General features: G+C 74.6%; 24 protein-coding genes and 1 riboswitch. Of the genes, 13 read left to right on the forward strand and 11 right to left on the reverse strand.

The window, feature by feature from the left end:
• The first annotated feature begins 4 nt into the window (after positions 1–4).
• Entirely contained in the window at positions 5–760 is a 756-nt protein-coding gene (locus tag ACWCPN_RS17465) for an SDR family oxidoreductase (RefSeq protein ID WP_199210041.1), read from the forward strand.
• 23 nt (positions 761–783) lie between these two features.
• Here ACWCPN_RS17465 and amaP read toward each other — a convergent pair whose 3' ends face one another.
• The 5 genes from amaP to ACWCPN_RS17490 form a co-directional block, all read right to left on the reverse strand.
• On the reverse strand, positions 784–1,374 hold the full coding sequence (gene amaP / locus ACWCPN_RS17470; RefSeq protein ID WP_451206752.1) for an alkaline shock response membrane anchor protein AmaP: 591 nt from the start codon (positions 1,372–1,374) through the stop codon (positions 784–786).
• The gene (locus ACWCPN_RS17475) at positions 1,371–2,006 is read right to left on the reverse strand and encodes a DUF6286 domain-containing protein (RefSeq protein ID WP_451206754.1); all 636 of its coding nucleotides are present in this window, start codon (positions 2,004–2,006) and stop codon (positions 1,371–1,373) included. The genes amaP and ACWCPN_RS17475 overlap by 4 nt, the downstream gene beginning before the upstream one ends.
• Positions 2,003–2,422 (reverse strand): Asp23/Gls24 family envelope stress response protein, encoded by a 420-nt coding sequence (locus ACWCPN_RS17480; RefSeq protein ID WP_451206757.1) that lies wholly within the window; start codon positions 2,420–2,422, stop codon positions 2,003–2,005. Before ACWCPN_RS17480 ends, ACWCPN_RS17475 begins: the two co-directional genes overlap by 4 nt.
• A complete protein-coding gene (locus ACWCPN_RS17485; protein WP_199210044.1) occupies positions 2,419–2,613 on the reverse strand; it encodes a hypothetical protein in 195 nt (64 codons plus the stop codon). Before ACWCPN_RS17485 ends, ACWCPN_RS17480 begins: the two co-directional genes overlap by 4 nt.
• Positions 2,614–2,676: 63 nt before the next feature.
• The gene (locus tag ACWCPN_RS17490; RefSeq protein WP_451206760.1) at positions 2,677–3,147 is read right to left on the reverse strand and encodes an Asp23/Gls24 family envelope stress response protein; all 471 of its coding nucleotides are present in this window, start codon (positions 3,145–3,147) and stop codon (positions 2,677–2,679) included.
• 87 nt (positions 3,148–3,234) lie between these two features.
• On the opposite strand from ACWCPN_RS17490, the gene ACWCPN_RS17495 reads away from it, so the two are divergent.
• Complete coding sequence (locus ACWCPN_RS17495) at positions 3,235–3,960, forward strand: nucleopolyhedrovirus P10 family protein (RefSeq protein ID WP_451206763.1); 726 nt, start codon at positions 3,235–3,237, stop codon at positions 3,958–3,960.
• Between the two features lie 33 nt (positions 3,961–3,993).
• Here the strand turns inward: ACWCPN_RS17495 and ACWCPN_RS17500 are convergent, their stop codons facing one another.
• The 3 genes from ACWCPN_RS17500 to ACWCPN_RS17510 form a co-directional block, all read right to left on the reverse strand.
• Positions 3,994–4,797, reverse strand: coding sequence for an enoyl-CoA hydratase/isomerase family protein (locus tag ACWCPN_RS17500; protein ID WP_199210046.1), 804 nt, complete (start codon positions 4,795–4,797; stop codon positions 3,994–3,996).
• Positions 4,798–4,925: 128 nt separating this feature from the next.
• Positions 4,926–5,147: a helix-turn-helix domain-containing protein gene (locus ACWCPN_RS17505; RefSeq protein WP_004002281.1), complete on the reverse strand. Its 222-nt coding sequence runs from the start codon at positions 5,145–5,147 to the stop codon at positions 4,926–4,928.
• A gap of 335 nt (positions 5,148–5,482) precedes the next feature.
• A complete protein-coding gene (locus ACWCPN_RS17510; protein ID WP_451206767.1) occupies positions 5,483–7,081 on the reverse strand; it encodes an ABC-F family ATP-binding cassette domain-containing protein in 1,599 nt (532 codons plus the stop codon).
• A gap of 214 nt (positions 7,082–7,295) precedes the next feature.
• On the opposite strand from ACWCPN_RS17510, the gene ACWCPN_RS17515 reads away from it, so the two are divergent.
• Positions 7,296–7,706 (forward strand): VOC family protein, encoded by a 411-nt coding sequence (locus ACWCPN_RS17515; protein ID WP_392294864.1) that lies wholly within the window; start codon positions 7,296–7,298, stop codon positions 7,704–7,706.
• Between the two features lie 61 nt (positions 7,707–7,767).
• On the opposite strand, the gene ACWCPN_RS17520 is transcribed toward ACWCPN_RS17515, so the two are convergent.
• The 3 genes from ACWCPN_RS17520 to ACWCPN_RS17530 all read right to left on the reverse strand — a co-directional run bounded on the left by ACWCPN_RS17520 (position 7,768) and on the right by ACWCPN_RS17530 (position 11,331).
• Positions 7,768–9,195, reverse strand: coding sequence for a hypothetical protein (locus tag ACWCPN_RS17520; RefSeq protein ID WP_451206771.1), 1,428 nt, complete (start codon positions 9,193–9,195; stop codon positions 7,768–7,770).
• A gap of 182 nt (positions 9,196–9,377) precedes the next feature.
• Entirely contained in the window at positions 9,378–10,505 is a 1,128-nt protein-coding gene (locus ACWCPN_RS17525; protein WP_451206773.1) for an alpha/beta hydrolase, read from the reverse strand.
• Positions 10,506–10,662: 157 nt separating this feature from the next.
• The gene (locus ACWCPN_RS17530; protein WP_451206776.1) at positions 10,663–11,331 is read right to left on the reverse strand and encodes a class II aldolase/adducin family protein; all 669 of its coding nucleotides are present in this window, start codon (positions 11,329–11,331) and stop codon (positions 10,663–10,665) included.
• Positions 11,332–11,522: 191 nt separating this feature from the next.
• Here ACWCPN_RS17530 and ACWCPN_RS17535 point away from each other — a divergent pair, with 191 nt between their 5' ends.
• The 10 genes from ACWCPN_RS17535 (at position 11,523) to cobI (ending at position 25,171) form a co-directional block, all read left to right on the forward strand.
• Positions 11,523–12,290: a GH25 family lysozyme gene (locus ACWCPN_RS17535; RefSeq protein ID WP_451206779.1), complete on the forward strand. Its 768-nt coding sequence runs from the start codon at positions 11,523–11,525 to the stop codon at positions 12,288–12,290.
• Between the two features lie 143 nt (positions 12,291–12,433).
• Entirely contained in the window at positions 12,434–13,720 is a 1,287-nt protein-coding gene (locus tag ACWCPN_RS17540; protein WP_451206782.1) for an anion permease, read from the forward strand.
• Between the two features lie 24 nt (positions 13,721–13,744).
• Positions 13,745–13,972, forward strand: a complete 228-nt coding sequence (locus ACWCPN_RS17545) for a hypothetical protein (protein ID WP_451206785.1) — start codon at positions 13,745–13,747, stop codon at positions 13,970–13,972.
• 123 nt (positions 13,973–14,095) lie between these two features.
• A riboswitch (cobalamin riboswitch) is annotated at positions 14,096–14,236 on the forward strand.
• Between the two features lie 117 nt (positions 14,237–14,353).
• Entirely contained in the window at positions 14,354–15,298 is a 945-nt protein-coding gene (locus ACWCPN_RS17550) for a cobalamin biosynthesis protein (RefSeq protein WP_451206788.1), read from the forward strand.
• Positions 15,295–16,803, forward strand: coding sequence for a cobyric acid synthase (locus tag ACWCPN_RS17555; RefSeq protein ID WP_451206792.1), 1,509 nt, complete (start codon positions 15,295–15,297; stop codon positions 16,801–16,803). Before ACWCPN_RS17550 ends, ACWCPN_RS17555 begins: the two co-directional genes overlap by 4 nt.
• A complete protein-coding gene (cobN, locus tag ACWCPN_RS17560; RefSeq protein WP_451206795.1) occupies positions 16,800–20,450 on the forward strand; it encodes a cobaltochelatase subunit CobN in 3,651 nt (1,216 codons plus the stop codon). The genes ACWCPN_RS17555 and cobN overlap by 4 nt, the downstream gene beginning before the upstream one ends.
• Positions 20,447–22,453: a putative cobaltochelatase gene (locus ACWCPN_RS17565; protein ID WP_451206798.1), complete on the forward strand. Its 2,007-nt coding sequence runs from the start codon at positions 20,447–20,449 to the stop codon at positions 22,451–22,453. Before cobN ends, ACWCPN_RS17565 begins: the two co-directional genes overlap by 4 nt.
• Entirely contained in the window at positions 22,453–23,052 is a 600-nt protein-coding gene (gene cobO / locus ACWCPN_RS17570; protein WP_171157563.1) for a cob(I)yrinic acid a,c-diamide adenosyltransferase, read from the forward strand. Before ACWCPN_RS17565 ends, cobO begins: the two co-directional genes overlap by 1 nt.
• Positions 23,052–24,443, forward strand: coding sequence for a cobyrinate a,c-diamide synthase (locus tag ACWCPN_RS17575; protein WP_451206801.1), 1,392 nt, complete (start codon positions 23,052–23,054; stop codon positions 24,441–24,443). The genes cobO and ACWCPN_RS17575 overlap by 1 nt, the downstream gene beginning before the upstream one ends.
• The gene (gene cobI / locus ACWCPN_RS17580; protein WP_199210055.1) at positions 24,440–25,171 is read left to right on the forward strand and encodes a precorrin-2 C(20)-methyltransferase; all 732 of its coding nucleotides are present in this window, start codon (positions 24,440–24,442) and stop codon (positions 25,169–25,171) included. Before ACWCPN_RS17575 ends, cobI begins: the two co-directional genes overlap by 4 nt.
• The last annotated feature ends 6 nt before the right edge of the window (positions 25,172–25,177 follow it).

Raw genomic sequence — 25,177 nt, forward strand, 5'->3', positions numbered from 1 at the left:
TGCCATGGATCTTGGACTGAAGGACCGGGTGTACGTCGTCACCGGCGCTACGCGGGGGCTGGGCAACGCCGCCGCGCGGGAGCTGGTCGCCGACGGGGCCAAGGTGGTCGTCACCGGCCGTGACGAGGAGCGGGTCGCCGGCGCGGCGGCCGAACTGGGCCCGAACGCGGTGGGCGTGGCCGTCGACAACGCCGACCCGGGGGCCGCCGAGCGGCTGATCGCGGCCGCGCGGGAGCACTTCGGCGGTTTCCACGGCGTTCTGGTCAGCGTGGGCGGCCCCGCGCCGGGGTTCGTTTCCGACAACACGGACGAGCAGTGGCGGGACGCGTTCGAGTCGGTGTTCCTCGGCGCGGTGCGTTTCGCCCGCACGGCGGCGGCCGAGCTGGAGCCGGGCGGCGTCATCGGGTTCGTGCTGTCCGGGTCGGTGTACGAGCCCATCGCGGGGCTGACCATCTCCAACGGGCTGCGGCCGGGGCTCGCCGGGTTCGCCAAGTCCGTCTCCGACGAGCTGGGGCCGCGCGGCATCCGCGTCGTGGGTCTGCTGCCGGGCCGTATCGACACCGACCGGGTGCGTGAGCTGGACGCGCTGTCCGCCGATCCCGAGGCGACCCGGGCGGCGAGCGAGTCCCGGATCCCGCTGCGCCGGTACGGGGCGCCGGACGAGTTCGGCAGGGTCGCGGCGTTCCTGCTGTCCCCGGCGGCCTCCTACCTGACCGGGATCATGGTGCCGGTGGACGGCGGGATGCGGCACGGGTTCTGAGATTCCGCCACGATCGCGTGCGGTCAGGAGACCCGTTCCGCGCGGTGCCTGACCGCCCGCAGCCGCACCTCCGCCGGGAGCGACGCCAGGCCCGCCGACTCACGCGCGCGGGTCAGGGGCGAGGCGGTGAACTCGCTCAGGGCGGCGCCGGGGTCCATGGCCGGCTCCAGCCGGAGCCCGGCCCGCACCCCGGGCCGGGTGGGGCGGCCGGCCAGCAGCACCTCGGCGTCGGCCACGCCCGGCTGCCGGGCCGCGTCCTCGGCGAGCGCGGACTCCAGGGCCGCTCCGCGCAGCAGGGCGCCCTCGCCGTCCCCGGTGTCCACCAGGATCTCGGCCGGGCGGCGCCGGCGCAGGATCGCGGCGAGCCACCACAGGGCGAGCAGGACGAGGACGGCGAGGCCCGCGATGACCGCGGGCCACCACCAGCCCGTGTCCCGCCACCGGGTGCGCTCGGCGGTGCCGAGCAGGACGTCGTGCGGGCCGGAGTGGATCCAGCGGCGCGGCGCCGGGGCACCCAGGCCCACGGCCAGCACCGAGCCGCCCGCCGCGAGCAGCAGGAGCCCCACGAGAGCGAGCAGTACGCGGTTCACGCGACCGGTGCGCACCGTCCTCACCCCTTCCGTCCGGGCCGCCGGACGGCGACCGAGAGCGCGGGCGGCCGGCTCAGCCCGAGCCCGCGCACCGCGTCGGAGAGCACGTCGTCCAGATCGGCCCGCACCTCGTCCAGATCGCGGAAGTGCGCGAATGCCCGGACCCGGGCCCGGCGGCGGCGCATCCGCACCTTCGCCTCCCGTACGCCCGAGACCTCCAGGGCCCGGTCGCGCAGCACCAGGGCGGCCGCCTCGCGGCGCAGTCCGGCGCGGACATCGGGGTGCGGGCGCAGCATGGGCAGCAGGGCGCGCAGACCGGGCGTCACGGCGAGCACGATCAGCCACAGGCCGAGGGCGGCGGCCACCCCGGCGCCGGTCAGCACCCAGACGTCGTCCAGGGGGCGTTCGGCGAGCTGCCGGGCCAGCGCGCGGCGCCAGTGCATCGCCGGGCGGTGGGCGCGCACGGCGACGACGTCGTACAGCAGGACTCCCGCGCCGGCCAGCAGAAGCAGGGCGACGACGCCGGCGGGGACCCGGCGCGGGGACCAGAAGCGGCCGCTGCCCCGGTCGAGCAGGGGCGGCGGGGCGCCGGGGTTCCTGTCGAGGCCGGGGCCGGGCGGTCGCCGGGTGTCCTCGGCCGGCCGGGGTTCGCTCATCGCGTCCTCCCACGGTGCGCGCCGGGCAGCGGGGCCGGATGCAGCCGCTCGACCCGGACGGCGACCTCCAGCACCTCCATGCTCACCAACTCGCGCACCCGCTCACTCACTTGCCGACGCACCGCGGCGCAGCGGGCACCGATGTCGACGGGGTGGGCGAGTTCGACCTGGACGCGGACACGGGCCGTTCCCACCAGGCTCCCCCGGCCCGAGCCGGACCTCGGGTGCGGGTGGACGACGACCGCGGCGTGCGGGGCGGAGGCGGCCTCGGGCAGTGGGCCGAGCGCCTCGCGGGCGGCCCGCGAGGCGATCTTCGCCACCACCCGGTCCGCGATCCTGAGGGCGCCGCGCTCACCGGGTGGCACCGGGGTGGGGCGCGGGCGCGCCGGGCCGGTCTCCGTGCTCACGGTGGTCATCCCCGCCGGTCGCGCCGGTCGCCGCGGCTCCGGAAGAGGTCACCGGGTTGCAGATCGCCCTCCAGGTACCGGCCGGCGACGAACCCGACGGCGCCCAGCGCCGCCACCAGCAGGAAGGCCCCGAAGCCGCCGAAGTACCCGGCGAATCCCAGCGCCATTCCGGCGATCATGCCGACCATGGCCATGCTCATGCAGCGCTCCTTCAGTCCGTCGGCGGTGCGGTTCCGGGCGGGTGGCCCCGGGCGGGCGGGGCGTCACTGGATCCGGGGCGGCTCGGGTTCCTCCTCCTCGTCGGGCAGCTTGACGTCGCTCACCGCGATGTTGACCTCGACGACCTCGAGTCCGGCCATCCGCTCCACGGCGGCGACCACGTTCTCCCGCACCGAGCGGGCGACGTCGGAGATGGACACGCCGTAGTCCACGACGATCTCCAGGTCGAGCGCGGTCTGCACCTCGCCGACCTCTGCCTTCACTCCCCGGGTCACGGACTTCGTGCCGCCGGGCACCCGGTCGCGGACGGCGCCGAAGGTCCGGGCGAGACCGCTGCCCAGGGCGTGCACGCCGACCACGTCACGCGCGGCCAGCCCGGCGATCTTCTCCACGACACCGTCGGCGATCGTCGTCCGGCCCCTGGCCGCCGGGTCTCCGCCACCGCGTCCGGTGGCCTTGCGGGTCGAGAGCTGCGGTTCGTTGCCACCGTCTTGGGTCGTCGTCATGTCGGTCATCGCCGTACGTCCCTTTCGGTCGTGCTTCTTCGACCACCGTAAGCGGGGTTGCGCGGTTGCGCGCCGGGGATACGGCAGGCTGGAGGAATGACGGCGCAACGGTGGACGCGGGTGTCGGGGCAGCACCGGCCGGCCCTGGGCAGACTGCTGCCGCTCGGCGGCCCGCGCGACGGCGCGTGGATCGCCGAGGGCGCGGCCCGGGCGGTACTGGAGGGCGCGGCGAACGGGGTGCCGGGCGTGCGCCTCGGCACGCCGCGGATCACGCTCGCCGATCCCGACGACGTCGGCGAACCCGTCGTACCGCGGCCGCCGGGGGCGCTGCCCCCGGGTGCGCTGCGGGTGACGGCGGACTTCTCGGCGCCGGCCGCCGAGCCGCTGCGGGCGGCGGCGTCCCGGCTGCGGCTCGCCCTGCTGGCGGCCGCGACGGACGTCCTGGGCCTCGTGGTCACGGAGGTGGACCTGCGGGTGACGGAGCTGCTGGAGACGGCGGAGAGTCAGGTCACGCCGGTGGAGGCGCCGCGTCCGGCGGCCGCCCGGGACATCACGGACCCCGACGAGTCCCGCGCGGCGGCGGCCGCGCTGGCCGTCCCCGGGGTCGTGCGGCTGACCGGCTCACTCGGCGGTCTCGGCCGGGCCGTGCACATCGAGGAGCGCGCCGGGGACACCGCGCTGCCGCACCGTCACGTACGCGTGGAGCTGGCGGCGGGCGCGGGTCACCGGACCGTGGAGGTGGCCCTGCGGGTGCGCGAGGCGGTGCGGGACGCGCTGGACGACCGTCCGACCGTGGCGGTGCTGGTCACGAGCGTGGCCTGACCGTCCGGCCGTAGGGCGCGGCGTCCCGCGGGCTCATTCGCCCACGCCGGCCAGGTCCCGCAGCCGCCGGGCCTGCGCGGCCCGCTCGGCGGCGCGCTGGGAGTCGTAGTCCCGTTCCGGCGCACCCCGCAGCAGGGCCTTGGTCTCCACCACCGCGTCGCGCGGGGCGGCCAGCAGCGCCGCGGCCAGGTCCCGTGCCGCGCCGTCGAGCTCGGCCGCGGGCACGGCGAGGTTGGCCAGCCCGGAGGCCACCGCCTCACCGGCCCCGACGAACCGGCCCGTCGCGCAGATCTCCAGCGCGCGGGCGTACCCGACGAGCCCGACCAGCGGATGCGTGCCGGTCAGGTCGGGAACGAGGCCGAGCGAGGTCTCGCGCATGGCGAACTGCACGTCGTCCGCCACGACCCGCAGGTCGCAGGCGAGCGCGAGCTGGAACCCGGCACCGATGGCATGGCCCTGGACAGCGGCGATGGACACGATGTCGTTGCGCCGCCACCAGGTGAACGCCTCCTGGTATTCGGCGATGGTCGCGTCGAGCCCGGCGTCGTCACGGCGCGCGAGTTCGACGAAGTTGGGCTCGCCCGGGATTCCCTCCGGCGTGAACATCCGGCGGTCCAGCCCGGCGGAGAAGGACTGGCCCTCGCCACGCAGCACCACGACCCGGACGGAGCCCGGCAGCAGCCGGCCGGCCTCGGTGAGCGTCCGCCACATGGCGGGGCTCTGCGCGTTGCGCTTGGCCGGGTTGGCCAGCGTCACCGTGGCGAGCGCGTCGTCGACGGTGAGCCGTACGCCGTCCTTGTCGAGTACAGGAGCGAGGTCCTGGTCGGGCGAAGCCATGGGGCGCCTCCGATGAGTGCGGTCATCACACATTGCCGTACGGCATGCTAAGTGACTGCACAGTAACCACCCGGCCGTTCAGACTGCCGGCCGGGTGGCCACCATCGAAGCCGATGGGCCGCCCGGAGTCAGGACGAAGCGGCCTTCTTGCCCCGGGTCGCTCCGCCACGCCCACGGAGCGTGACGCCCGACTCGCTGAGCATCCGGTGTACGAAGCCATACGAGCGGCCGGTCTCCTCGGCCAGCGCCCGGATGCTCGCACCGGAGTCGTACTTCTTCTTCAGGTCTGCCGCGAGCTTGTCGCGCGCGGCGCCGGTCACCCGGCTGCCCTTCTTCAGAGTCTCGGCCACCCGTGCCTCCTCATGGGAAGTGCGCTCTGGTCTCCTCATGATCACCCCTCCGGGGCGTGATGGCCACCCATTCGGCAAGGTCCGTGAGACATCGACGTGACGACAGGAGCGCGTCCCCACATACGGAATCAGTGATTCCACGATCTCGCGGACACACGGCCGAACGGGTGGTTCCGTGAAGTGCCAGGTCAGGGACGCGAGGCGGCCGACCCCTTGGTGCTGAAGGGATCGGCCGCGAAATCGGTGTACGACACACGTCGGTACGAGGAGATCTCACACAGATGATGGATCACGGCTCGGCCGAATGATCCATACGCCGTGGATCAGGCTTTCGATCAAGCCAGGGCGACGAGATCCGCGTAGTCGGCGCCCCACAGGTCCTCGACGCCGTCCGGCAGCAGGATGATGCGTTCCGGCTGCAGGGCCTCGACCGCGCCCTCGTCGTGCGTGACCAGGACGACCGCGCCCTTGTAGGTGCGCAGGGCGCCGAGGATCTCCTCGCGGCTGGCCGGGTCCAGGTTGTTGGTCGGCTCGTCCAGCAGCAGGACGTTGGCGGAGGAGACGACCAGCGTGGCGAGGGCCAGCCGGGTCTTCTCGCCGCCGGAGAGCACCCCGGCGGGCTTGTCGACGTCGTCGCCGGAGAACAGGAACGAGCCGAGCACCTTGCGGACCTCGACCAGGTCCATGTCGGGCGCGGCCGAGCGCATGTTCTCCAGGACCGTGCGCTCGGGGTCCAGGGTCTCGTGCTCCTGGGCGTAGTAGCCGAGCTTGAGACCGTGGCCGGGGACGACCTCGCCGGTGTCGGGCCGCTCGACTCCGCCGAGCAGTCGCAGCAGCGTGGTCTTGCCCGCGCCGTTGAGGCCGAGGATGACGACGCGCGAGCCCTTGTCGATGGCCAGGTCGACGTCGGTGAAGATCTCCAGCGAGCCGTACGACTTGGACAGGCCCTCGGCCATCAGCGGGGTCTTGCCGCAGGGGGCGGGGTCGGGGAAGCGGAGCTTGGCGACCTTGTCGGACTGGCGGACCGCCTCCAGGCCGGAGAGCAGCTTGTCGGCGCGGCGGGCCATGTTCTGCGCGGCGACCGTCTTGGTGGCCTTGGCGCGCATCTTGTCGGCCTGCGAGTGCAGGGCGGCGGCCTTCTTCTCGGCGTTGGCGCGCTCGCGCTTGCGGCGCTTCTCGTCGGCCTCGCGCTGCTGCTGGTAGAGCTTCCAGCCCATGTTGTAGACGTCGATCTGGGCGCGGTTGGCGTCCAGGTAGAACACCTTGTTGACGACCGTCTCGACCAGGTCGACGTCGTGGGAGATCACGATGAAGCCGCCGCGGTAGGTCTTCAGGTAGTCGCGCAGCCAGATGATCGAGTCGGCGTCGAGGTGGTTGGTCGGCTCGTCCAGCAGCAGGGTGTCCGCGTCGGAGAACAGGATGCGGGCCAGCTCGATGCGCCGGCGCTGACCGCCGGAGAGCGTGTGGAGCGGCTGGCCGAGAACCCGGTCGGGCAGGTTGAGCGCCGCGGCGATGGTGGCGGCCTCGGCCTCGGCCGCGTAGCCGCCCTTGGTGAGGAACTCGGTCTCCTGGCGCTCGTACTGCTTGAGGGCCTTCTCGCGGGTGGCGCCCTGGCCGTTGGCGATGCGCTGCTCGTTCTCGCGCATCTTGCGGAGCAGCACGTCGAGGCCGCGCGCGGACAGGACGCGGTCGCGGGCGAGGACGTCGAGGTCGCCGGTGCGGGGGTCCTGCGGCAGGTAGCCGACCTCGCCCGAGCGGGCGATCTGGCCGCCGGCCGGGATGCCCTCGCCGGCCAGGCACTTGGTGAGGGTGGTCTTTCCCGCGCCGTTGCGGCCGACAAGGCCGATGCGGTCGCCCTTGGCGACACGGAAGGTGGCGTTCTCGATGAGGACGCGCGCACCGGCGCGCAGCTCGATACCGGAAGCGGAGATCACGGACAGACTCCAGGGCGTACTGGGGATTGGCGGTGGGCGGCTGAGGACGTTCCCGCCGTCTAATGCGCGAGGAGAATGGCCATGGGCCAAGTCTAACGGGACCGTGCAAGCGGTTTTCCTGGGTCCGCGGGTCCGGGCCGGCCGGTGGGTGCCGGTGGCGGCTGCGAGACTCGGGGGACGGGGGCGGTGACCGGCGCACGAGGGAGTGATCGGCATGGCGGGAACGGGCGGACGGCCGAGCGTCTTTCCGACGTTGCTGTACGCGGACGCGAAAGCGGCGATCAGGCAGCTCACCGAGGCCTTCGGCTTCACCGAGCTGTCGGTGTACGAGACGGAGGACGGCACGGTGATGCACGCCGAGCTGGTCCAGGGCGAGGGCGCGGTGATGCTCGGCTCCAAGGGCCGCGGCGGTCTCTTCGACACGGCCATGCGGGACGCGGGGCCGGCCGGGGTGTACGTCGTCGTGGACGACGTCGACGCCCACCACCGGCGGGCCGTGGCGCACGGCGCGGAGATCCTGATGCCCCCGACGGACCAGGACTACGGCTCGCGGGACTACATGGCACGGGACGCGGAGGGCAACGTCTGGAGCTTCGGCACCTACGCGCCCGGGATCGGCGGCTGACCGGTCCGGGCCGGCCGCGGACGTCGCGGGCGCTGCGCGCCCGGCCGGCCGGCGCCCCGGATCAGCCGCCGGTGTGCACCTGGAAGGCGGCCCGGCGCACGGCCTTGGCGAGGGCCGGGTCGGGGTGGGCGGCGGCGAGGGCCACCAGGACCTGCACGGTGCGCGGGTGGCCGACGGCGCGGACCTCGTCCAGCAGCGTGGGGACGGTGGGCTGGACCGCGGCCTCCAGGTGCCGTACCAGCATCGACGTCTCGCCGTGGTCGGCGACGGCGGCGGCGGTGTCGACCCACAGCCAGGTGGCCTCCTCGCGGGTGAGGACCTCGTGGGCGTCCTCCGGGTCGACTCCGTCGTGCTCGGCCAGCCACAGCAGCGCGTAGGGCCGCAGGGCGGGGTCGTCCAGTACCGCGTGCACCTCGGGTTCGGCGGGGGCGCCGACGACGCGCAGCGCCTCGAAGGCGAGGCCGCGCAGCAGGGCGTCGTCACCCCGGGCGGCGGCCAGCAGCTCGGTGACGGCGCTGCCGACGGGGCGGGCGGCGAGCCAGGCTCGGTACTCGGCGCGGGCGGCGTTGGGGCGGAGCTGGGCGCAGCCGCGGAGCATGTCCTCGGCGGCCTGCTCGATGTTGCCGGCGGGGCTCTGCGCGGCCACGCAGATCTGCTCCAGCTTGACCCAGACCGCCCAGCTCCCCAGCGGGGTGAGCGTGGCCTGGCCGTCGCCGTAGGTCAGGGCGCCCACGGAGGCGAGGGCGGTGAGGGCCCACTCCAGGAGCGGGGCGAGCGGGGTGTCCCCGGTGGGCGCGGGCTCCGCGGGGGCGGCGGTCCCGGCGGGGGCCGGGGAGCCGGCGGCACCGGGCTCGTAGGAGACCTCGCAGCGCTCGGTGCGCAGTTCGGTGACCCGCTGCTGGAGCAGGTCCAGGAGCTGCTCGACGGGCACGGGGCCGGCCGAGAGCTGGAGGAAGGAGAGCACCTGGGGCATGGCGGAGACGACTTCGGCGACGACGGCCGGCTCGGCCTCCGCGGGCTCCGGGCCGGCGAGCGACCAGGCGTCGAACAGGGCGACCCAGCCGCGCAGCACGGCGCTGTCGTCGCGGTCCCAGGCGCGCAGGCGCCAGCCGGGGCGGGCGTTGTCCCCGTGCACCTCGATGAGTCCGGCGAGCCGGGCGGTGTCCCAGTCGGCGCGGATCCGGTCGGTGTCCAGGCCGAGGCCGGCGGCGGCGCGCTCGGCGGTCGCGTCGGAGAGGGTGGCCTTGCCGTCCGCGGTGGCGGCGTCGCTGCCGGGGCCGAGGGCGGAGTCGGCCCAGCGGGCGACCCGGACCGCGCCGGCCAGGCCGGTGCGCGCCATTCTGGCCAGTTCGGCCGGGGCGGGGGTGCCCTCCGGCGGCCGGGGTGCGGGGCGGCGCGGGCGCCGCTGGTTCACAGCTCTGGGGGCGGCGGCCAGGGGTCGCGGTCGGACGAGTCGGAGCCTGGAGTCGCGCGGGATACGGGACGTCACGGGTGCAGTCTTCCGGTTGACGGTCCGAAAACCCAAACGGAATGTCACGGGCGGCTACGGGGCCGGCCAACGCACCCGGTCCGCGGGCGGGCCGGGAGGCGGGATCAGGCCAGTGGTACGGCCTTTGACGGAACGGCCGGCCGCGGCGCGGGCCGGCCCTACCGGAGGGCACTCCGGGCCGGTCACATCAGCGGGGTCAGGAACCGGCGCAGCCGCTCCTCGTACTCCTCCGGGCCGGCGTTCCACATGGCCGCGTGCGGGGCCCGCGGCACGGTGTGCAGCGCCACGAGGTCGGGGCGGCGGGCGGCGAAGCGGCGGGAGTACTCCCACGGGGCGACCACGTCGTCGGGGCCGTGGACGATCAGCGTGGGCACGGCGAGCCGGTCGGGGTCGGCGGTCCGGGCGCCGTGGTCGGCGTGCAGTCCGGCCCGCCCCTGCGCGGCCCGCACCGCGAGCGGCAGCAGGGCGCCGGGGGTGTGGCGGGCCTGGGCGAGGGCGCGCAGGGTGGCCTGCCAGTTCAGCACCGGGGAGTCGAGGATCAGCCCGGCGACGCGCTCGCGCACGGCGGAGTGCTCGGCGGCGCGCAGGGCCATGGTCGCGCCGGTGGACCAGCCGAGGAGGACGACCCGGCGGGCGCCGTAGCGGACGGCGTAGCGGATGGCGGCGTCCACGTCGCGCCACTCCGTCTCGCCCAGGTGGTTCAGGCCGTCCGGGGAGCGCGGGGCGCCCAGGTCGCCGCGGTAGGCGAGGGCCAGCACGGGGACGCGGCGGCTGTGCAGGTACGCCATGACGTTCAGGGCGTGCTCGCGGGTGGCGCCCAGGCCGTGCACCGCGATCACCCAGGTCTCCCGGTGGCCGGGCACGAACCAGGCGGGCAGCGCGCCGAGTTCCCCGGGGACGTCGATGTCGGCGTGGTCGAGGCCGAGGGCGGCGCTCGGGTTGCCGACGTACACGTTCGGGGTGAGCCACACGGCGTCGCCGGGGGCGAAGGTGCCGTGGGTGACGCTCTCCAGACGCCGCACGACGGTGTCGGCGGTGTGCTCGGCCGAGTCCAGCGGGGGCCCGACGACCGCGTGGGAGCCGTCGCCGGCCAGGCCGTAGGTGCCGGGGCGCAGCGAGGCGAGGTCGCGGGTGAGGGTGATGCGGCCGGGCGCGGTGCCGTGCACGGTGAGCCGGGGCTCGGTGGGCAGGGGCCGGCCCGGGGGCGCCTTCAGCGCGGCGTCGCTGGCCAGCCGGCCGGCGGCGACGGATGCCGCGCCGGCGGCGAGGACGGCGCCGAGGGCGGCGGCGGTCGCTCTGACGGTGCGCACGGCTCCAGTGTCGTGGGGGGCGCCGGAACCGGCCAGCCGGAGGGCCGGGCCGGACGGCCCGCCGCGGCGGCCGAGGGGCAGCCGGCCGAAGGACAGCCGGCCGGCGGGGGGACGGAGCGGGTGGCTGTGCGACGACACGTCGTGCGACGACAAGGGGTCACCTCCGTTGGCCGTATCCCTTCAAGCGTGCCCCGGCCTCGGCGATGTGTGCCTCCGTCAGCAGAGCGGGCGTGCGGCCCGGCACGGAGGACGCCGTCAGCCACAGCCGGCACATCCACTCGAGCTGGGCGGTGCGGTCGTAGGCCTGGTCGAGGGTGGCGCCGTGGGTGATCGTGCCGTGGTTGCGCAGCAGGCAGCCGGAGCGGCCGGCCAGCGCCGTGAGCATGTTCTCGGCCAGTTCGCCGGTGCCGTAGGCCGCGTAGGGGGCGACCCGCACGATGCCGCCGAGGGAGGCGGTCATGTAGTGGATCGGGGGCAGCTCGGTGACGAGGGTGGAGACGGCCGTGGCGTGCACGGCGTGGGTGTGGACGACGGCGCGGGCGTCGGTGCTGCGGTAGACGGCCAGGTGCATGGGCAGCTCGCTGGTCGGCACGAGGGTGCCGAGCACCTGGCGCCCGTCGAGGTCGACGCCGGTGACGTCGGCCGGGGTGAGCCGGTCGTAGGGCACGCCCGACGGGGTGACCAGTACGAGGTCCCCCACGCGTACGGAGACGTTGCCGGAGGTGCCGACCACCAGCCCGTCGGTCACGGTCCGGCGGGCCGTCGCGACCAGCGCCGCCCAGCTCCGCTCCCGCTGCTCTTCCGCGTCCCGCCGCTGTTCAGCCATGCCGCGATCCTGCCAGCCCGCCGGGTGCGGGGCGGGACGCCCGCGGACTCGGGGCCGGAACCCGTGCCGCCGGACGAGTGGACACCGGTATGAAACACCCATGAAAGGACTTAACCGGGCGACGGCCAGGCATCCAATGACCACTGACGACCACAGCCGCACGACGCCTCACCGTCGCACCAGGGGGACGCATGGCCCGTGACCGCTCGCTCTCCCGTCTCCGCCGTCGCGCGGCCGTCGTCGCGGCCGCCGCGACGGCGCTGGTCCTCGCGGGCACCCAGTGCGCCTCCGCCGCCGGTCCGTCGGCCGCGGTGGCGGCCGGTCTGCCCCGGGGCCACGACGTGTCCTCGCACCAGGAACAAGTCGACTGGCCCGCCGCCCGGTCGGACGGCGCCCGGTTCACCTACGTCAAGGCCACCGAGTCCACGACCTACCGCAATCCCTTCTTCGCCCGCCAGTACGCGGGCGCGCGCCGGGCGCACCTGATCCGCGGCGCCTACCACTTCGCGCGCCCCGACCAGTCCTCCGGCGCCGCGCAGGCGGCGTACTTCGTGCGGTACGGCGGCGGCTGGCGGGCGGACGGCTGGACGCTGCCGCCGGCCCTCGACATCGAATACGACCCGTACGACGGCAGGCACATCTGCTACGGGCTCGGCCACCGGCGGATGGTCGGCTGGATCCGCTCCTTCAGCGACGAACTGGACCGGCTCACCGGCCGCCGCCCGGTGATCTACACGACCGCCCAGTGGTGGGCCTCCTGCACCGGCGGCAGCCGCGCCTTCGCCGCCGACCACCCGCTGTGGATCGCCCGTCACGGCACGTCAGGGCCCGGATCACTGCCCGGCGGATGGCACTCCTGGACCTTCTGGCAGTACGGCACGCAGGGCGGTCTGCCGGGTGACCAGAATCTCTTTCACGGGCCGCCGGACCGGCTGCGGGCCTTCGCGCGCGGCCGGTAGCCAAGGGGCGCCCGGGCGCCCGCCCGGAGCGGAATCGGGAACCCCCGTTACCGACACCCCCACGCCCGGCCCAGTTCACCTTCCGTTCACCCAGGTTGCCTACGTTCGACCCGCCAATGACGCTCGAACGATTGCCTGGGTAAATGGAAAGCTTCTCGCTGATCCTCGCGATAGTGGTGGTCACCGCTCTCGCGTTCGATTTCACGAACGGTTTCCACGACACCGCCAACGCGATGGCCACCACCATCTCGACCGGCGCGCTGAAGCCCAAGGTCGCGGTGGCCATGTCCGCCGCGCTCAACCTTGTGGGCGCTTTCCTCTCCGTGGAGGTCGCCAACACGATCTCCAAGGGTCTCGTCGATGAGAACGGCATCCGTCCCGAGGTCATCTTCGCCGCCCTGGTCGGCGCGATCCTCTGGAACCTGCTGACCTGGCTGGTGGGACTGCCCTCCAGCTCCTCGCACGCCCTGATGGGCGGCCTGATCGGCGCCACCGTCGCCTCGGCGGGCTTCGGCGCCGTCCACGGCGACGTCCTGGTCACCAAGGTGCTGCTGCCGGCGGTCGCCGCCCCGGTCGTGGCCGGCCTGGCCGCCATGCTCGCCACCCGCTTCTCCTACGGGATCGGCGGCGGCGCCGAGGGCGAGGCCACCCGCAAGGGCTACCGCGCCGGCCAGATCGCCTCCGCGGGCCTGGTCTCCCTCGCGCACGGCACCAACGACGCCCAGAAGACGATGGGCATCATCACCCTGGCGCTGATCGCGGGCGGTGCCATCGCCCCGGGCTCCAACCCTCCCACCTGGGTGATCCTCTCCGCGGGCCTGGCCATCGCGCTCGGCACGTACATCGGCGGCTGGCGCATCATCCGCACCATGGGCAAGGGCCTGACCGAGCTGGAGCCGCGTCAGGGCTTCGCCGCCCAGACCAGCGCCGCCACCGCCATCCTGGCCTCCTCGCACCTCGGCTTCTCGCTCTCCACCACGCACGTCGTCTCCGGTTCGGTGATGGGCGCGGGTCTGGGCCGCAAGGGCGGAGTGGTCCGCTGGTCCACCGCGACCCGCATGGTGGTCGCCTGGGTCCTCACCCTGCCGGCCGCCGCCCTCGTCGGAGCGCTCGCCGAGTCCGTCACGGACCTGGGCGACTGGGGCACCGCCGCCGTCGCGGTCTTCCTGGTCGGCTCCAGCGCCGCCATCTGGAAGCTCTCCCGCCGCGAGGTCGTCGACCACACCAACGTCAACGGCACCGACGAGGCCGCTGAGCCCGCCGGTGTGGTGACCACCGCCATCGCCGCGGTGACCCCGCCGCCGACCGGCACCGTCACCCTCACCGAGGGGCCGGCCATCACCTTCCCGGCGCAGTCCGGCGGCCCGGCCCCCACCGCCGAAGTCACGGCACCGGCCGCGACGGCCGTCCCGCCGGCCGCCACCGTCTGACCCGGTTACCGGAGGAAAAGCAACATGAAGATCGACTGGGCGGCCATCGGCTCCGTCTTCGGCGTCAGCCTCGCCTTCACCGTGGGCCTGGTGGCCCTGTTCACCCTCGGCGTCAACGGCCTGTCCCGGCGCGAGCGGGCGGCGGCGCAGGGCGGGTCCGCGGGGCTCGCCGTGACCGGCGCGTACGTGTGCTTCGCGGCGTGCGCGGCGGCCGTGGCCTACGGCATCTACCTGATCGTGGCCAAGCCCTGAGCCGAGCCACCCTCGAAGAGGCTCCCCGCCGGTGTGTACCGGCAGGGAGCCTTTTTCGTGTCCGGATCCCGCCGGTGTGGGGCTCAGCACACTCTCCCCCCGCAGGTCAAAGGCAAGTTGACGGCCCTTCGGGGCGCGTGGTGGACTGCCCGGGCCATGTACGGCGGCAGGAGAGGAAGCCGGTGCGAATCCGGCGCGGTCCCGCCACTGTGACCGGGGAGTGATCCCCGGGAGCCAGGAACTCTCACCGCCGGCTTCGTCGAACCAGGGCGTGGACACCCTGAGTGAGGACACATATCGCCATGCTCGGCCGCAGATCGAGGACCGGCAGCCGGTCCTGTCACGAGAGTTCCGCTCCCGCGCCCACGGCCGGCTGAGCCGATGGGTGCCGATCGCGCTTACGCGTACGGCGCCGCCGCCGGCCTTCTCGGCGACCTGCTCCTCGGCGATCCGCGCCGCGGGCATCCGGTCGCCGCGTTCGGGCGGGCGGCCGCTGCCGTGGAACGCGTGCTGTGGCACGACCACCGCGGCTGGGGCACGCTGCACACCGCGGTCTGCGCCGGCGGCGCCGTGGCCACCGGGCTCGTCGCCCAACGGGCCGTGCGCCGCTCCCCCTTCGCCTCCGCCGCGCTGACCGGTGTGGCCACCTGGGCCGTCGTCGGGGGCACCTCGCTGGCCCGCGAGGCCCGGGCGGTCGGGCGCGCCCTGGAGGCCGGTGACGTGCCGGCCGCCCGCGCGCGGCTGCCCCATCTGTGCGGCCGGGATCCGCAGGCGCTGGACGCCGACGGGATCGCCCGGGCCGTGGTCGAGTCCGTCGCCGAGAACACCTCCGACGCCGTCGTGGGCGCGCTCGTATGGGGTGCCGTCGGCGGGGTGCCGGGGCTGCTCGGGTTCCGGGCCGTCAACACCCTGGACGCGATGGTCGGTCACAAGTCGCCGCGGCTGCGCCGGTACGGCTGGGCCTCGGCCCGGCTCGACGACCTCGCCGGCTGGCCGGGGGCCCGGCTGACCGCCGTGCTCGCCACGCTGGCCGGGCCGGACCCGCGCGGAGCGGTACGGGCCTGGCGGGCGGACGCGGCCGAGCACCCGAGCCCCAACGCCGGGCCCGTCGAGGCGTCGTTCGCGGGCGCCCTCGGAGTGCGGCTCGGCGGGACGCTCTCCTACGCGGGGCGAGTGGAACACCGGCCCGTACTCAACGGCGGCACCGGGCGGGCCGTCCGGGTCACCGACATCGACCGGGCCGTACGGCTCTCCCGCCGCGTCGGCCTGCTCGCGCTCGGTGTCACCGCCGGTGCGCGCCTCCTCGTGAAGGGACGTGGCAAGTGAGCGGTGGTCTCCTCGTCGCCGGCACCACCTCCGACGCCGGCAAGAGCGTCGTGACGGCCGGGATCTGCCGCTGGCTGGTGCGCCAGGGCGTGAAGGTCGCGCCGTTCAAGGCGCAGAACATGTCCCTCAACTCCTTCGTGACGCGCGAGGGCGCCGAGATCGGGCGGGCGCAGGCGATGCAGGCGCAGGCCTGCCGGGTGGAGCCGACCGCGCTGATGAACCCCGTGCTGCTCAAGCCGGGCGGTGAACAGAGCAGCCAGGTGGTGCTGCTGGGCAGGCCGGTGGGCGAGATGAGCGCGCGCGGCTACCACGGCGGGCGCCAGCAGCGGCTGCTGGGCACGGTGCTGGACTGCCTGGCCGAGTTGCGGGGCACGTACGACGCGGTGATCTGTGAGGGGGCCGGTTCGCCCGCGGAGATCAACCTGCGGCGGACCGACATCGTCAACATGGGGATCGCGCGGGGGGCGCGGCTGCCCGTGCTCGTGGTAGGCGACATCGACCGCGGCGGCGTCTTCGCCTCGTTCTTCGGCACCCTCGCCCTGCTGTCGCCCGAGGACCAGGAGCTGGTCGCCGGATTCCTGGTGAACAAGTTCCGGGGGGACGTCTCCCTGCTGGAGCCCGGCCTCGACATGCTGCGGAACCTCACCGGGCGGCGGACGTACGGTGTGCTGCCGTTCCGGCACGGGCTCGGCATCGACGAGGAGGACGGACTGCGGGTGTCGCTGCGCGGCACCGTGCGGGAGTCCACGGTGGCTCCCCCGGTCGGGGAGGACGTGCTGCGGGTCGCCGTGTGCGCGATCCCGCTGATGTCCAACTTCACCGACGTGGACGCGCTGGCCGCCGAACCGGGCGTCGTGGTGCGGTTCGTGGACCGCCCGGAGGAACTGGCGGACGCGGACCTGGTGGTGATCCCGGGCACCCGCGGGACCGTGCGGGCGCTTCGGTGGCTGCGCGAGCGCGGGCTCGCGGACGCGCTCGCGCGACGGGCCGCCGAGGGCCGTCCGGTGCTCGGGATCTGCGGCGGCTTCCAGATCCTGGGTGAGCACATCGAGGACGAGGTCGAGTCGCGCGCCGGCGCGGTCAGCGGACTCGGCCTGCTGCCCGTGCGGGTGCGGTTCGCCCGGCAGAAGACCCTCACCCGGCCGGCCGGCCGGGCCCTCGGCGAGCGGGTCGAGGGTTACGAGATCCATCACGGGGTCGCCGAGGTCGCCGGCGGGGAACCGTTCCTGGACGGTTGCCGGGTGGGTTCCGTGTGGGGCACGCACTGGCACGGCTCGCTGGAGTCGGACGGCTTCCGGCGGGCCTTCCTGCGCGAGGTGGCGGCCGCCGCGGGCCGCCGCTTCGTACCGGCCCCGGACACCTCGTTCGCCGCGCTGCGCGAGGAGCAGCTCGACCGGCTCGGCGACCTGATCGAACAGCACGCGGACACGGACGCGCTGTGGCGGCTCATCGAGTCGGGCGCGCCGCAAGGACTGCCTTTCATTCCACCGGGAGCGCCCGCATGAGCACAGTGTTGTTGTTGTCGACCGCCGACACCGATCTGCTGGCGGCCCGGGCCTCCGGCGCCGGGTACCGGATCGGCAATCCGACCCGGGTGGACGTGGCCGGGGAACTGCCGGGGCTGGTCGAGGGCGCGGACCTCGCGGTCGTACGGCTGCTCGGCGGCAAGCGGGCCTGGGAGGACGGGCTGGCCGCGCTGAGGGCGTCCGGCGTCCCCACCGTGCTGCTGGGCGGCGAGGCCGTGCCGGACGCCGAGCTGATGGCCGAGTCGTCCGTACCGGCGGGCGTGGTGGCGGAGGCGCTGAAGTACCTCGTCGAGGGCGGCCCGGACAACCTGACCGAACTGGCCCGGTTCCTCTCCGACACGGTGCTGCTCACCGGGGAGGGCTTCGAGGAGCCGCGCAGGATGCCGGAGTTCGGCGTCCACGGCTCGTACCCGGTCCGGGACGGCCGCCCGACGGTGGGCGTGCTGTTCTACCGGGCGCACGAACTGAGCGGCAACACCGCCTTCGTGGACACGCTGTGCGAGGCGATCGAGGCACGGGGCGCCAACGCCCTCCCGGTGTACTGCGGTTCGCTGCGCGGCGCGGACCCCGGGCTGTACGAGCTGCTGGGCCGGACCGACGCCCTGGTCGCCACCGTGCTGGCGGCCGGCGGTACGCACGCCTCGCAGGCGTCCGCCGGCGGCGACGAGGAGTCCTGGGACGTCGGGGCGCTCGCCGAGCTGAACGTGCCCGTGCTGCAGGGGCTGTGCCTGACGTCCTCGCGGGCCGCGTGGGCGGAGTCGGACGCCGCCCTCTCCCCCATGGACGCGGCGATGCAGGTGGCCATCCCGGAGTTCGACGGACGGCTCGTCACCGTGCCGTTCTCCTTCAAGGAGCAGGGTCCGGACGAGGTGCCGGTGTACGTCGCCGATCCCGAGCGGGCCGCGCGGGTCGCCGGAATCGCCGTGCGCCACGCCGAGCTGGCCCACAAGCCGAACGCCGAGAAGCGGATCGCGCTGGTGTTCACCGCCTACCCGACCAAGCACTCCCGGGTCGGCAACGCGGTCGGCCTGGACACGCCCGCGTCGGCGGTACGGGTGCTGGACGCGCTGCGGGACGCCGGCTACGTGGCCGAGGGGTACCCGGAAAACGGCGACGAACTGATCCACCGGCTGATCGCGGCCGGCGGCCACGACGTCGAGTGGCTGACGGAGGAGCAGCTGGCCGCCGCGCCCGCCCGGGTGCCGCTCGCCGACTACCGGGAGTGGTTCGGCCGGCTCGACCCCGGGCTGCGGGACGCCATGCGCGAGGCGTGGGGCGAACCGCCGGGCGGCCTGTACGTGGACGGCGACGACATCGTGCTCGCCTCCCTGCGGTTCGGGAACGTCGTCGTGATGATCCAGCCGCCGCGCGGCTTCGGCGAGAACCCGATCGCGATCTACCACGACCCCGACATGCCGCCCTCCCACCACTACCTGGCGGCCTACCGCTGGCTGGAGAACGGCTTCGGCGCCGACGCGATCGTGCACATGGGCAAGCACGGCACCATGGAGTGGCTGCCGGGCAAGGGCCTCGGCCTGAGCGGCGGCTGCGCTCCGGACGCCGTGCTCGGCGACCTCCCGCTGATCTACCCGTTCATCGTCAACGACCCCGGTGAGGGCACCCAGGCCAAGCGGCGCGGGCACGCCACCGTGGTCGACCACCTGGTGCCTCCGATGGCGCGCGCGGACACCTACGGCGACCTGGCCAAGCTGGAGCAGCTGCTGGACGAGTACGCGCTCGTCTCCGACCTGGACCCGGCGAAGGCGCCGGCGGTGCGCGCCCAGATCTGGACGCTGGTCAAGGCCGCCGAGCTCCACCACGACCTGCATGTGGACGAGCAGCCGGACGACGACGCGTTCGACGAGTTCGTCATGCACATCGACGGCTACCTGTGCGAGATCAAGGACGTGCAGATCCGCGACGGACTGCACGTCCTCGGCGGCGGCCCGGAGGCCGAGCCGCGGGTGAACCTGGTCCTCGCCGTGCTGCGCGCCTCCCAGGTGTGGGGCGGGCAGGCGAACGCGCTGCCGGGGCTGCGGGCCTCGCTGGCTCAGCACTACGGCCTGGTGGAGAAGGAGCTGCTGGCCGAGCCGGGCGCGCCGGTGAAGGTGCCGGTGGAGCTGACGGACCGGGTCCAGGGTCCGTCACGCACGGCGGCCGACGCGATCGACCTGCTGGAGCAGCTCTGCCGGCGGATCGCGGAGGGCATGGAGTCGCGGGCCTGGGACCGGGCGGCCGTGCCCGGCGTGCTGGGCGACGTACTCGGCACCGGGCTCCCGGACGCCGTGGCGGTGCTGGAGTTCGCCTGCGACGAGGTCGTGCCGCGGCTGGCCCGGACCACCGACGAGATCGGGCACATCCTGCGGGCGCTGGACGGCGGTTACGTGCCCGCCGGACCCTCGGGTTCGCCGACCCGTGGTCTGGTCAACGTGCTGCCGACCGGCCGGAACTTCTACTCGGTCGACCCGAAGGCCATCCCGTCCAGGCTGAGCTGGGAGGTCGGCCAGTCGCTCGCGGACTCGCTGGTCCAGCGGTATCTCAAGGACACCGGGGAGTACCCGAGGTCGGTGGGCCTCACGGTGTGGGGCACCTCCGCGATGCGCACCCAGGGCGACGACATCGCCGAGATCCTGGCGCTGCTGGGCTGCCGTCCGGTGTGGGACGACGCCTCCCGCCGGGTGACGGGGTTCGAGGTGATCGGCCCGCAGGAGCTGGGTCGGCCGCGCGTCGACGTCACGGTCCGTATCTCGGGCTTCTTCCGGGACGCGTTCCCGCACGTGGTCGGGCTGATCGACGACGCGGTCCGGGCGGTGGCCGAGCTGGACGAGCCGGCCGAGGTCAACTACGTGCGGGCGCACGTGGAGGAGGACACGGCGGAGCACGGCGACCGCCGGCGGGCGACGGCCCGTGTCTTCGGCTCGAAGCCGGGCGCGTACGGCGCCGGCCTGCTGCCGCTGATCGACGCCCGGAACTGGCGCTCGGACGCCGACCTCGCCGAGGTGTACGCGGTGTGGGGCGGTTACGCCTACGGGCGCGGACTCGACGGGCGGGCGGCGCGCGGGGACATGGAGACCGCGTTCCGGCGGATCGCGGTGGCGGCGAAGAACGTCGACACCCGTGAGCACGACCTGGTCGACGCCGACGACTACTTCCAGTACCACGGCGGCATGGTCGCCATGGTGCGGCACCTGACCGGCGCCAACCCCGAGGCGTACGTGGGCGACTCGGCCGTGCCGGACCAGGTGAGAACGCGCACGCTGGGCGAGGAGACGCACCGCGTCTTCCGGGCGCGGGTGGTCAACCCGCGCTGGATGGCGGCGATGCGGCGGCACGGCTACAAGGGCGCCTTCGAGATGGCGGCGACCGTGGACTACCTGTTCGGCTACGACGCCACGGCGGGCGTGGTCGACGACTGGATGTACGAGAAGCTCAGCGCGGAGTACGTCTTCGACCCGGAGAACCGGGACTTCATGCGGAAGTCCAACCCGTGGGCGCTGCGCGGCATCACCGAGCGGCTGCTGGAGGCGGCGGACCGCGGGCTGTGGGCGGAGCCGGACGCGGACACGCTGGAGCGGCTGCGCGCCACCTATCTGGAGCTTGAAGGCGACTTGGAGGGCGACCAGTGACCACCCCGTTCCCGTTCACGGCCGTGGTCGGCCAGGACGATCTGCGGCTCGCGCTGCTGCTGAACGCCGTGTCACCGGCGGTCGGCGGTGTGCTGGTGCGCGGCGAGAAGGGCACCGCGAAGAGCACGGCCGTACGCGCCCTGTCCGCGCTGCTGCCGGAGGTGGCCGTCGTCCCCGGGTGCCGGTTCTCCTGCGACCCGGCGGCACCGGACCCGTCGTGCCCGGACGGACCGCACGAGGCGGGCGCCGGGGACGAACGGCCGGCGCGGATGGTCGAGTTGCCCGTCGGCGCCTCCGAGGACCGGCTGGTCGGCGCGCTCGACATCGAGCGGGCGCTCGCCGAGGGCGTGAAGGCGTTCGAGCCGGGCCTGCTGGCCGACGCCCACCGCGGGATCCTGTACGTGGACGAGGTCAACCTCCTGCACGACCATCTCGTCGACCTGCTGCTGGACGCCGCCGCGATGGGCGCCTCGTACGTCGAGCGCGAGGGTGTCTCGGTGCGGCACGCCGCCCGCTTCCTGCTCGTCGGCACCATGAACCCCGAAGAGGGCGAGCTGCGGCCGCAGTTGCTCGACCGGTTCGGGCTCACCGTGGAGGTCGCGGCCTCCCGGGAACCGGACGAGCGCGTGGAGGTCGTACGGCGCCGGCTGGCGTACGACGACGATCCGGGTGCCTTCGCCGCGCGCTGGGCCGAGGAGGAGACCGCCGTCCGGCAGCGGATCGCCGCGGCCCGGGAGCTGCTGCCGCGGGTGCGGCTCGGCGACGGCGCGCTGCGGCAGATCGCGGCGACCTGCGCGGCCTTCGAGGTGGACGGGATGCGCGCCGACATCGTCATGGCGCGTACGGCGACCGCGCTGGCGGCGTGGGCGGGGCGGACCGACGTGCTCGCCGAGGACGTCCGGCAGGCCGCGCTGCTCGCGCTGCCGCACCGGCGGCGGCGCAACCCGTTCGACGCGCCCGGCCTGGACGAGGGCAAGCTGGACGAGACGATGGAGCAGTTCTCCGGCGAGGGCGAGGACGAGGGCGACGACGACCCCGGCCCCGACGGGCCCGGCGGCGGTGGCGGACAGCCGGCGCCGGACAGCGGTCCGCAGGACGACGGCGGCGCGGCGGCGCGGCCCGAGGCCGGTGAGGGCGGGCAGCCGCAGCCGTCGGGCGGGCAGGAGCAGTCGGCGGTGCGGGCGGCCGAGCCGTTCCGTACGAAGGTGCTGAGCGTGCCCGGCCTCGGGGAGGGCGCCGCGGGCCGGCGCTCGCGGGCCCGCACCGAGCACGGGCGGACCACGGGGGCCCGGCGGCCCCGGGGCACGCTGACCAAGCTGCACCTGGCGGCCACCGTGCGGGCCGCGGCCCCGCACCAGCGGGCGCGGGGGCGGTCCGGGCCGGGTCTGGTGGTGCGCCGGGACGATCTGCGGCAGGCGACCCGGGAGGGGCGCGAGGGCAACCTCGTGCTGTTCGTGGTCGACGCCTCCGGATCGATGGCGGCGCGGCAGCGGATGAGTGCCGTGAAGGGCGCGGTGCTCTCGCTGCTCCTCGACGCCTATCAGCGGCGGGACAAGGTGGGTCTGGTGACCTTCCGGGGGGCCGCGGCGGACGTGGCGCTGCCGCCCACCTCGTCGGTGGACGCGGCGGCGGCCCGGCTGGAGTCGCTGCCGACCGGCGGCCGTACCCCCCTCGCGGCCGGGCTGCTGAAGGCGCACGAGGTGCTGCGGGTGGAGCGGCTGCGGGACCCGGCGCGGCGGGCGCTGGTCGTGGTGGTGACCGACGGGCGGGCGACCGGTGGCCCGGAGCCCGTCGCGCTGGCCGGGCGGGCGGCGCGGCTGTTCGCGGCGGAGGGCGTCGCCTCGGTGGTCGTGGACTGCGAGTCGGGGCCGGTGCGGCTCGGGCTCGCCGGGCGGCTCGCGGGCGAGCTGGGCGGCACGGCGGTGACGCTGGAGGAGCTGCGGTCCGACTCGATCGCCGGGCTGGTCAGGGATGTGCAGGGGACTTCGAGGAGGGCCGCGTAATGCCGCAGGGACAGCCGAGTGTCGTACCCGACGACGGACTGACGACCCGTCAGCGCCGCAACCGCCCGCTGGTCGTGGTGCACACGGGCGTCGGCAAGGGCAAGTCCACCGCCGCGTTCGGACTGGCGCTGCGGGCCTGGAACCAGGGCTGGCCGATCGGGGTGTTCCAGTTCGTCAAGTCCGCCAAGTGGAAGGTCGGCGAGGAGAACGCGCTGCGCGTGCTCGGCGCCTCCGGCGAGGGCGGCAGCGTCGACTGGCACAAGATGGGCGAGGGCTGGTCCTGGGTGCAGCGGGACGCACAGATGGACAACGAGGAGAAGGCCCGCGAGGGCTGGGAGCAGGTCAAGCGGGACCTGGCGGCCGAGACGTACCGGCTGTACGTGCTGGACGAGTTCGCCTATCCGATGCACTGGGGCTGGGTGGACACGGACGAGGTGGTGGACGTGCTGCGCGGCCGGCCCGGCACCCAGCACGTGGTGATCACGGGGCGGAACGCGCCGGAGAAGCTGGTGGACCTCGCCGACCTGGTCACCGACATGTCCAAGGTCAAGCACCCCATGGACGTGGGGCAGAAGGGCCAGAAGGGCATCGAGTGGTGATGACGCCGGTGCCCCGGCTGGTCGTCGCCGCACCCTCCTCGGGCAGCGGCAAGACCACCGTCGCCACGGGGCTGATGGCCGCGTTCGCCGCGCGGGGGCTCACCGTGTCCCCGCACAAGGTCGGGCCGGACTACATCGACCCCGGGTACCACGCGCTCGCGACCGGGCGGGTGGGACGCAACCTGGACGCCTACCTGTGCGGGCCCGAGCTGATCGCTCCGCTGTTCCTGCACGGGGCGCGGGGGTGCGATCTCGCCGTGGTCGAGGGCGTGATGGGGCTGTACGACGGGGCCGCGGGCCACGGTGAGCTGGCGTCCACCGCTCATGTCGCGAAGCTGCTGCGGGCGCCGGTGGTGCTGGTCGTGGACGCCTCGTCGCAGTCGCGGTCGGTGGCGGCGCTGGTGCACGGGTTCGCGTCCTGGGACCCGGAGGTGCGGGTCGGGGGCGTGATCCTGAACAAGGTGGGGTCGGACCGGCACGAGGCGATGCTGCGGGAGGCGCTGGACGCCTCCGGGGTGCCGGTGCTGGGGGCACTGCGGCGGGTGCCGCGGGTGGACACCCCGTCGCGTCATCTGGGCCTGGTGCCGGTCGCCGAGCGGCGGGCCGCGGCGGTGGACGCGGTCGCGGCCATGGCGGCGCAGGTGGCCGAGGGCTGCGATCTGGACGCGCTGGCGGCCCTGGCGCGGAACGCGGGTGCGCTGCCGGGTGCGGCCTGGGACGCGGCCGAGGCCGTGGCCGCCGTGGACCCGCCCGCCCGCGACCACCCGGCCGGGCCGGCCGGGAAGCGGGCGCCCGTGGTCGCCGTCGCCGGCGGCCCGGCGTTCACGTTCTCCTACGCGGAGCACGCCGAGCTGCTCGCCGCCGCCGGTGCCGAGGTCGTCACGTTCGATCCGCTCCGGGACGAGGAACTGCCGGAGGGCACCGCCGGACTGGTCGTCGGGGGCGGGTTCCCCGAGGTGTACGCGGCCGAGCTGTCGGCGAACGAGCCGCTGCGCGAGGCGGTCGCCGAGCTCGCGCTGAGCGGTGCTCCCGTGGCCGCCGAGTGCGCCGGACTGCTCTATCTGTGCCGGGAGCTGGACGGGCGGCCCATGTGCGGGGTGCTGGACGCGGGCGCCCGCATGGGCGAACGGCTCACTCTCGGCTACCGGGACGCGGTGGCCGTCGGCGACAGTGTGCTGGCCGCCGCGGGGACGCGGACGCGCGGGCACGAGTTCCACCGCACGATCGTCGAGCCCGGCGCCGGCGCGGCCCCCGCCTGGGGTCTGACCACCCCGGTCCGGCGGGTCGAGGGCTTCGTGCAGCGGGGCGTGCACGCGAGTTATCTGCACACGCACTGGGCCGCCGCGCCCGGTGCTGCCCATCGGTTCGTGGAGAGGTGCCGGACGTCATGAGCAGCAGGCTGGTCGGAGTCGGGGTCGGTCCCGGGGACCCGGAGCTGGTGACCGTCAAGGGGGTCAACGCGCTGCGCGCGGCCGAGATCGTCGTCGTCCCGGTGATGGACACCGGAGAGCGGGGGCGGGCCGAGGCGACCGTGTCGCACTACGTGCCCGGGGAGAAGATCGTCCGGGTGGTGTTCGCGTTGAACGAGCGGACCGACCGGGCGCGCCGGGAGGCCGCCTGGGACGCGGCGGGCGAGCGGGTCGCCGGGCTGCTGGAGCGGCACGGGTCGGTCGCCTTCGCCACCATCGGCGATCCGAACGTGTACTCGACGTTCACGTATCTCGCGCAGACGATCGCGGAACTGGTGCCGGGCGTCGTGGTGGAGACGGTGCCCGGGATCACCGCCATGCAGGATCTGGCGGCGCGGTCGGGCGCGGTGCTGACCGAGGGGACCGAGCCGTTGACGCTGGTGCCGGTGACGGCCGGCGCGGCGGCGCTCAAGGAGGCGCTGGCCGGGCCGGGCACCGTCGTGGCGTACAAGTTCGGGCGGCAGGCCACCGAGGTCGCCGAGGCGCTGCGGGAGACCGGGCGGATCGGGGACGCCGTGTGGGGTTCGGCGCTCGGGCTGCCGGAGGAGTCGGTGCGGCCGGCCGCGGAGCTGGACGGGGCGCCGCTGCCGTACCTCTCCACGCTGATCGCCCCGCCCCGGCGCGACGGCGGGCGGGGCGGGAAGCTGTGACGCGGC

Source organism: Streptomyces sp. NPDC002386, assembly GCF_053593175.1.

Coding starts and splice junctions, on each gene's coding strand:
- ACWCPN_RS17485 (WP_199210044.1), bottom strand. CDS start 2,613: ATGAGCATGGCCATGGTCGGCATGATCGCCGGAATGGCGCTGGGATTC.
- ACWCPN_RS17465 (WP_199210041.1), top strand. CDS start 5: ATGGATCTTGGACTGAAGGACCGGGTGTACGTCGTCACCGGCGCTACG.
- ACWCPN_RS17500 (WP_199210046.1), bottom strand. CDS start 4,797: ATGGCTTCGCCCGACCAGGACCTCGCTCCTGTACTCGACAAGGACGGC.
- ACWCPN_RS17540 (WP_451206782.1), top strand. CDS start 12,434: ATGGAAAGCTTCTCGCTGATCCTCGCGATAGTGGTGGTCACCGCTCTC.
- ACWCPN_RS17475 (WP_451206754.1), bottom strand. CDS start 2,006: ATGAGCGAACCCCGGCCGGCCGAGGACACCCGGCGACCGCCCGGCCCC.
- ACWCPN_RS17495 (WP_451206763.1), top strand. CDS start 3,235: ATGACGGCGCAACGGTGGACGCGGGTGTCGGGGCAGCACCGGCCGGCC.
- cobN (WP_451206795.1), top strand. CDS start 16,800: ATGAGCACAGTGTTGTTGTTGTCGACCGCCGACACCGATCTGCTGGCG.
- ACWCPN_RS17550 (WP_451206788.1), top strand. CDS start 14,354: ATGGGTGCCGATCGCGCTTACGCGTACGGCGCCGCCGCCGGCCTTCTC.
- ACWCPN_RS17545 (WP_451206785.1), top strand. CDS start 13,745: ATGAAGATCGACTGGGCGGCCATCGGCTCCGTCTTCGGCGTCAGCCTC.
- ACWCPN_RS17535 (WP_451206779.1), top strand. CDS start 11,523: ATGGCCCGTGACCGCTCGCTCTCCCGTCTCCGCCGTCGCGCGGCCGTC.
- ACWCPN_RS17530 (WP_451206776.1), bottom strand. CDS start 11,331: ATGGCTGAACAGCGGCGGGACGCGGAAGAGCAGCGGGAGCGGAGCTGG.
- ACWCPN_RS17515 (WP_392294864.1), top strand. CDS start 7,296: ATGGCGGGAACGGGCGGACGGCCGAGCGTCTTTCCGACGTTGCTGTAC.
- ACWCPN_RS17490 (WP_451206760.1), bottom strand. CDS start 3,147: ATGACCGACATGACGACGACCCAAGACGGTGGCAACGAACCGCAGCTC.
- cobO (WP_171157563.1), top strand. CDS start 22,453: ATGCCGCAGGGACAGCCGAGTGTCGTACCCGACGACGGACTGACGACC.
- ACWCPN_RS17575 (WP_451206801.1), top strand. CDS start 23,052: ATGACGCCGGTGCCCCGGCTGGTCGTCGCCGCACCCTCCTCGGGCAGC.
- cobI (WP_199210055.1), top strand. CDS start 24,440: ATGAGCAGCAGGCTGGTCGGAGTCGGGGTCGGTCCCGGGGACCCGGAG.
- ACWCPN_RS17480 (WP_451206757.1), bottom strand. CDS start 2,422: ATGACCACCGTGAGCACGGAGACCGGCCCGGCGCGCCCGCGCCCCACC.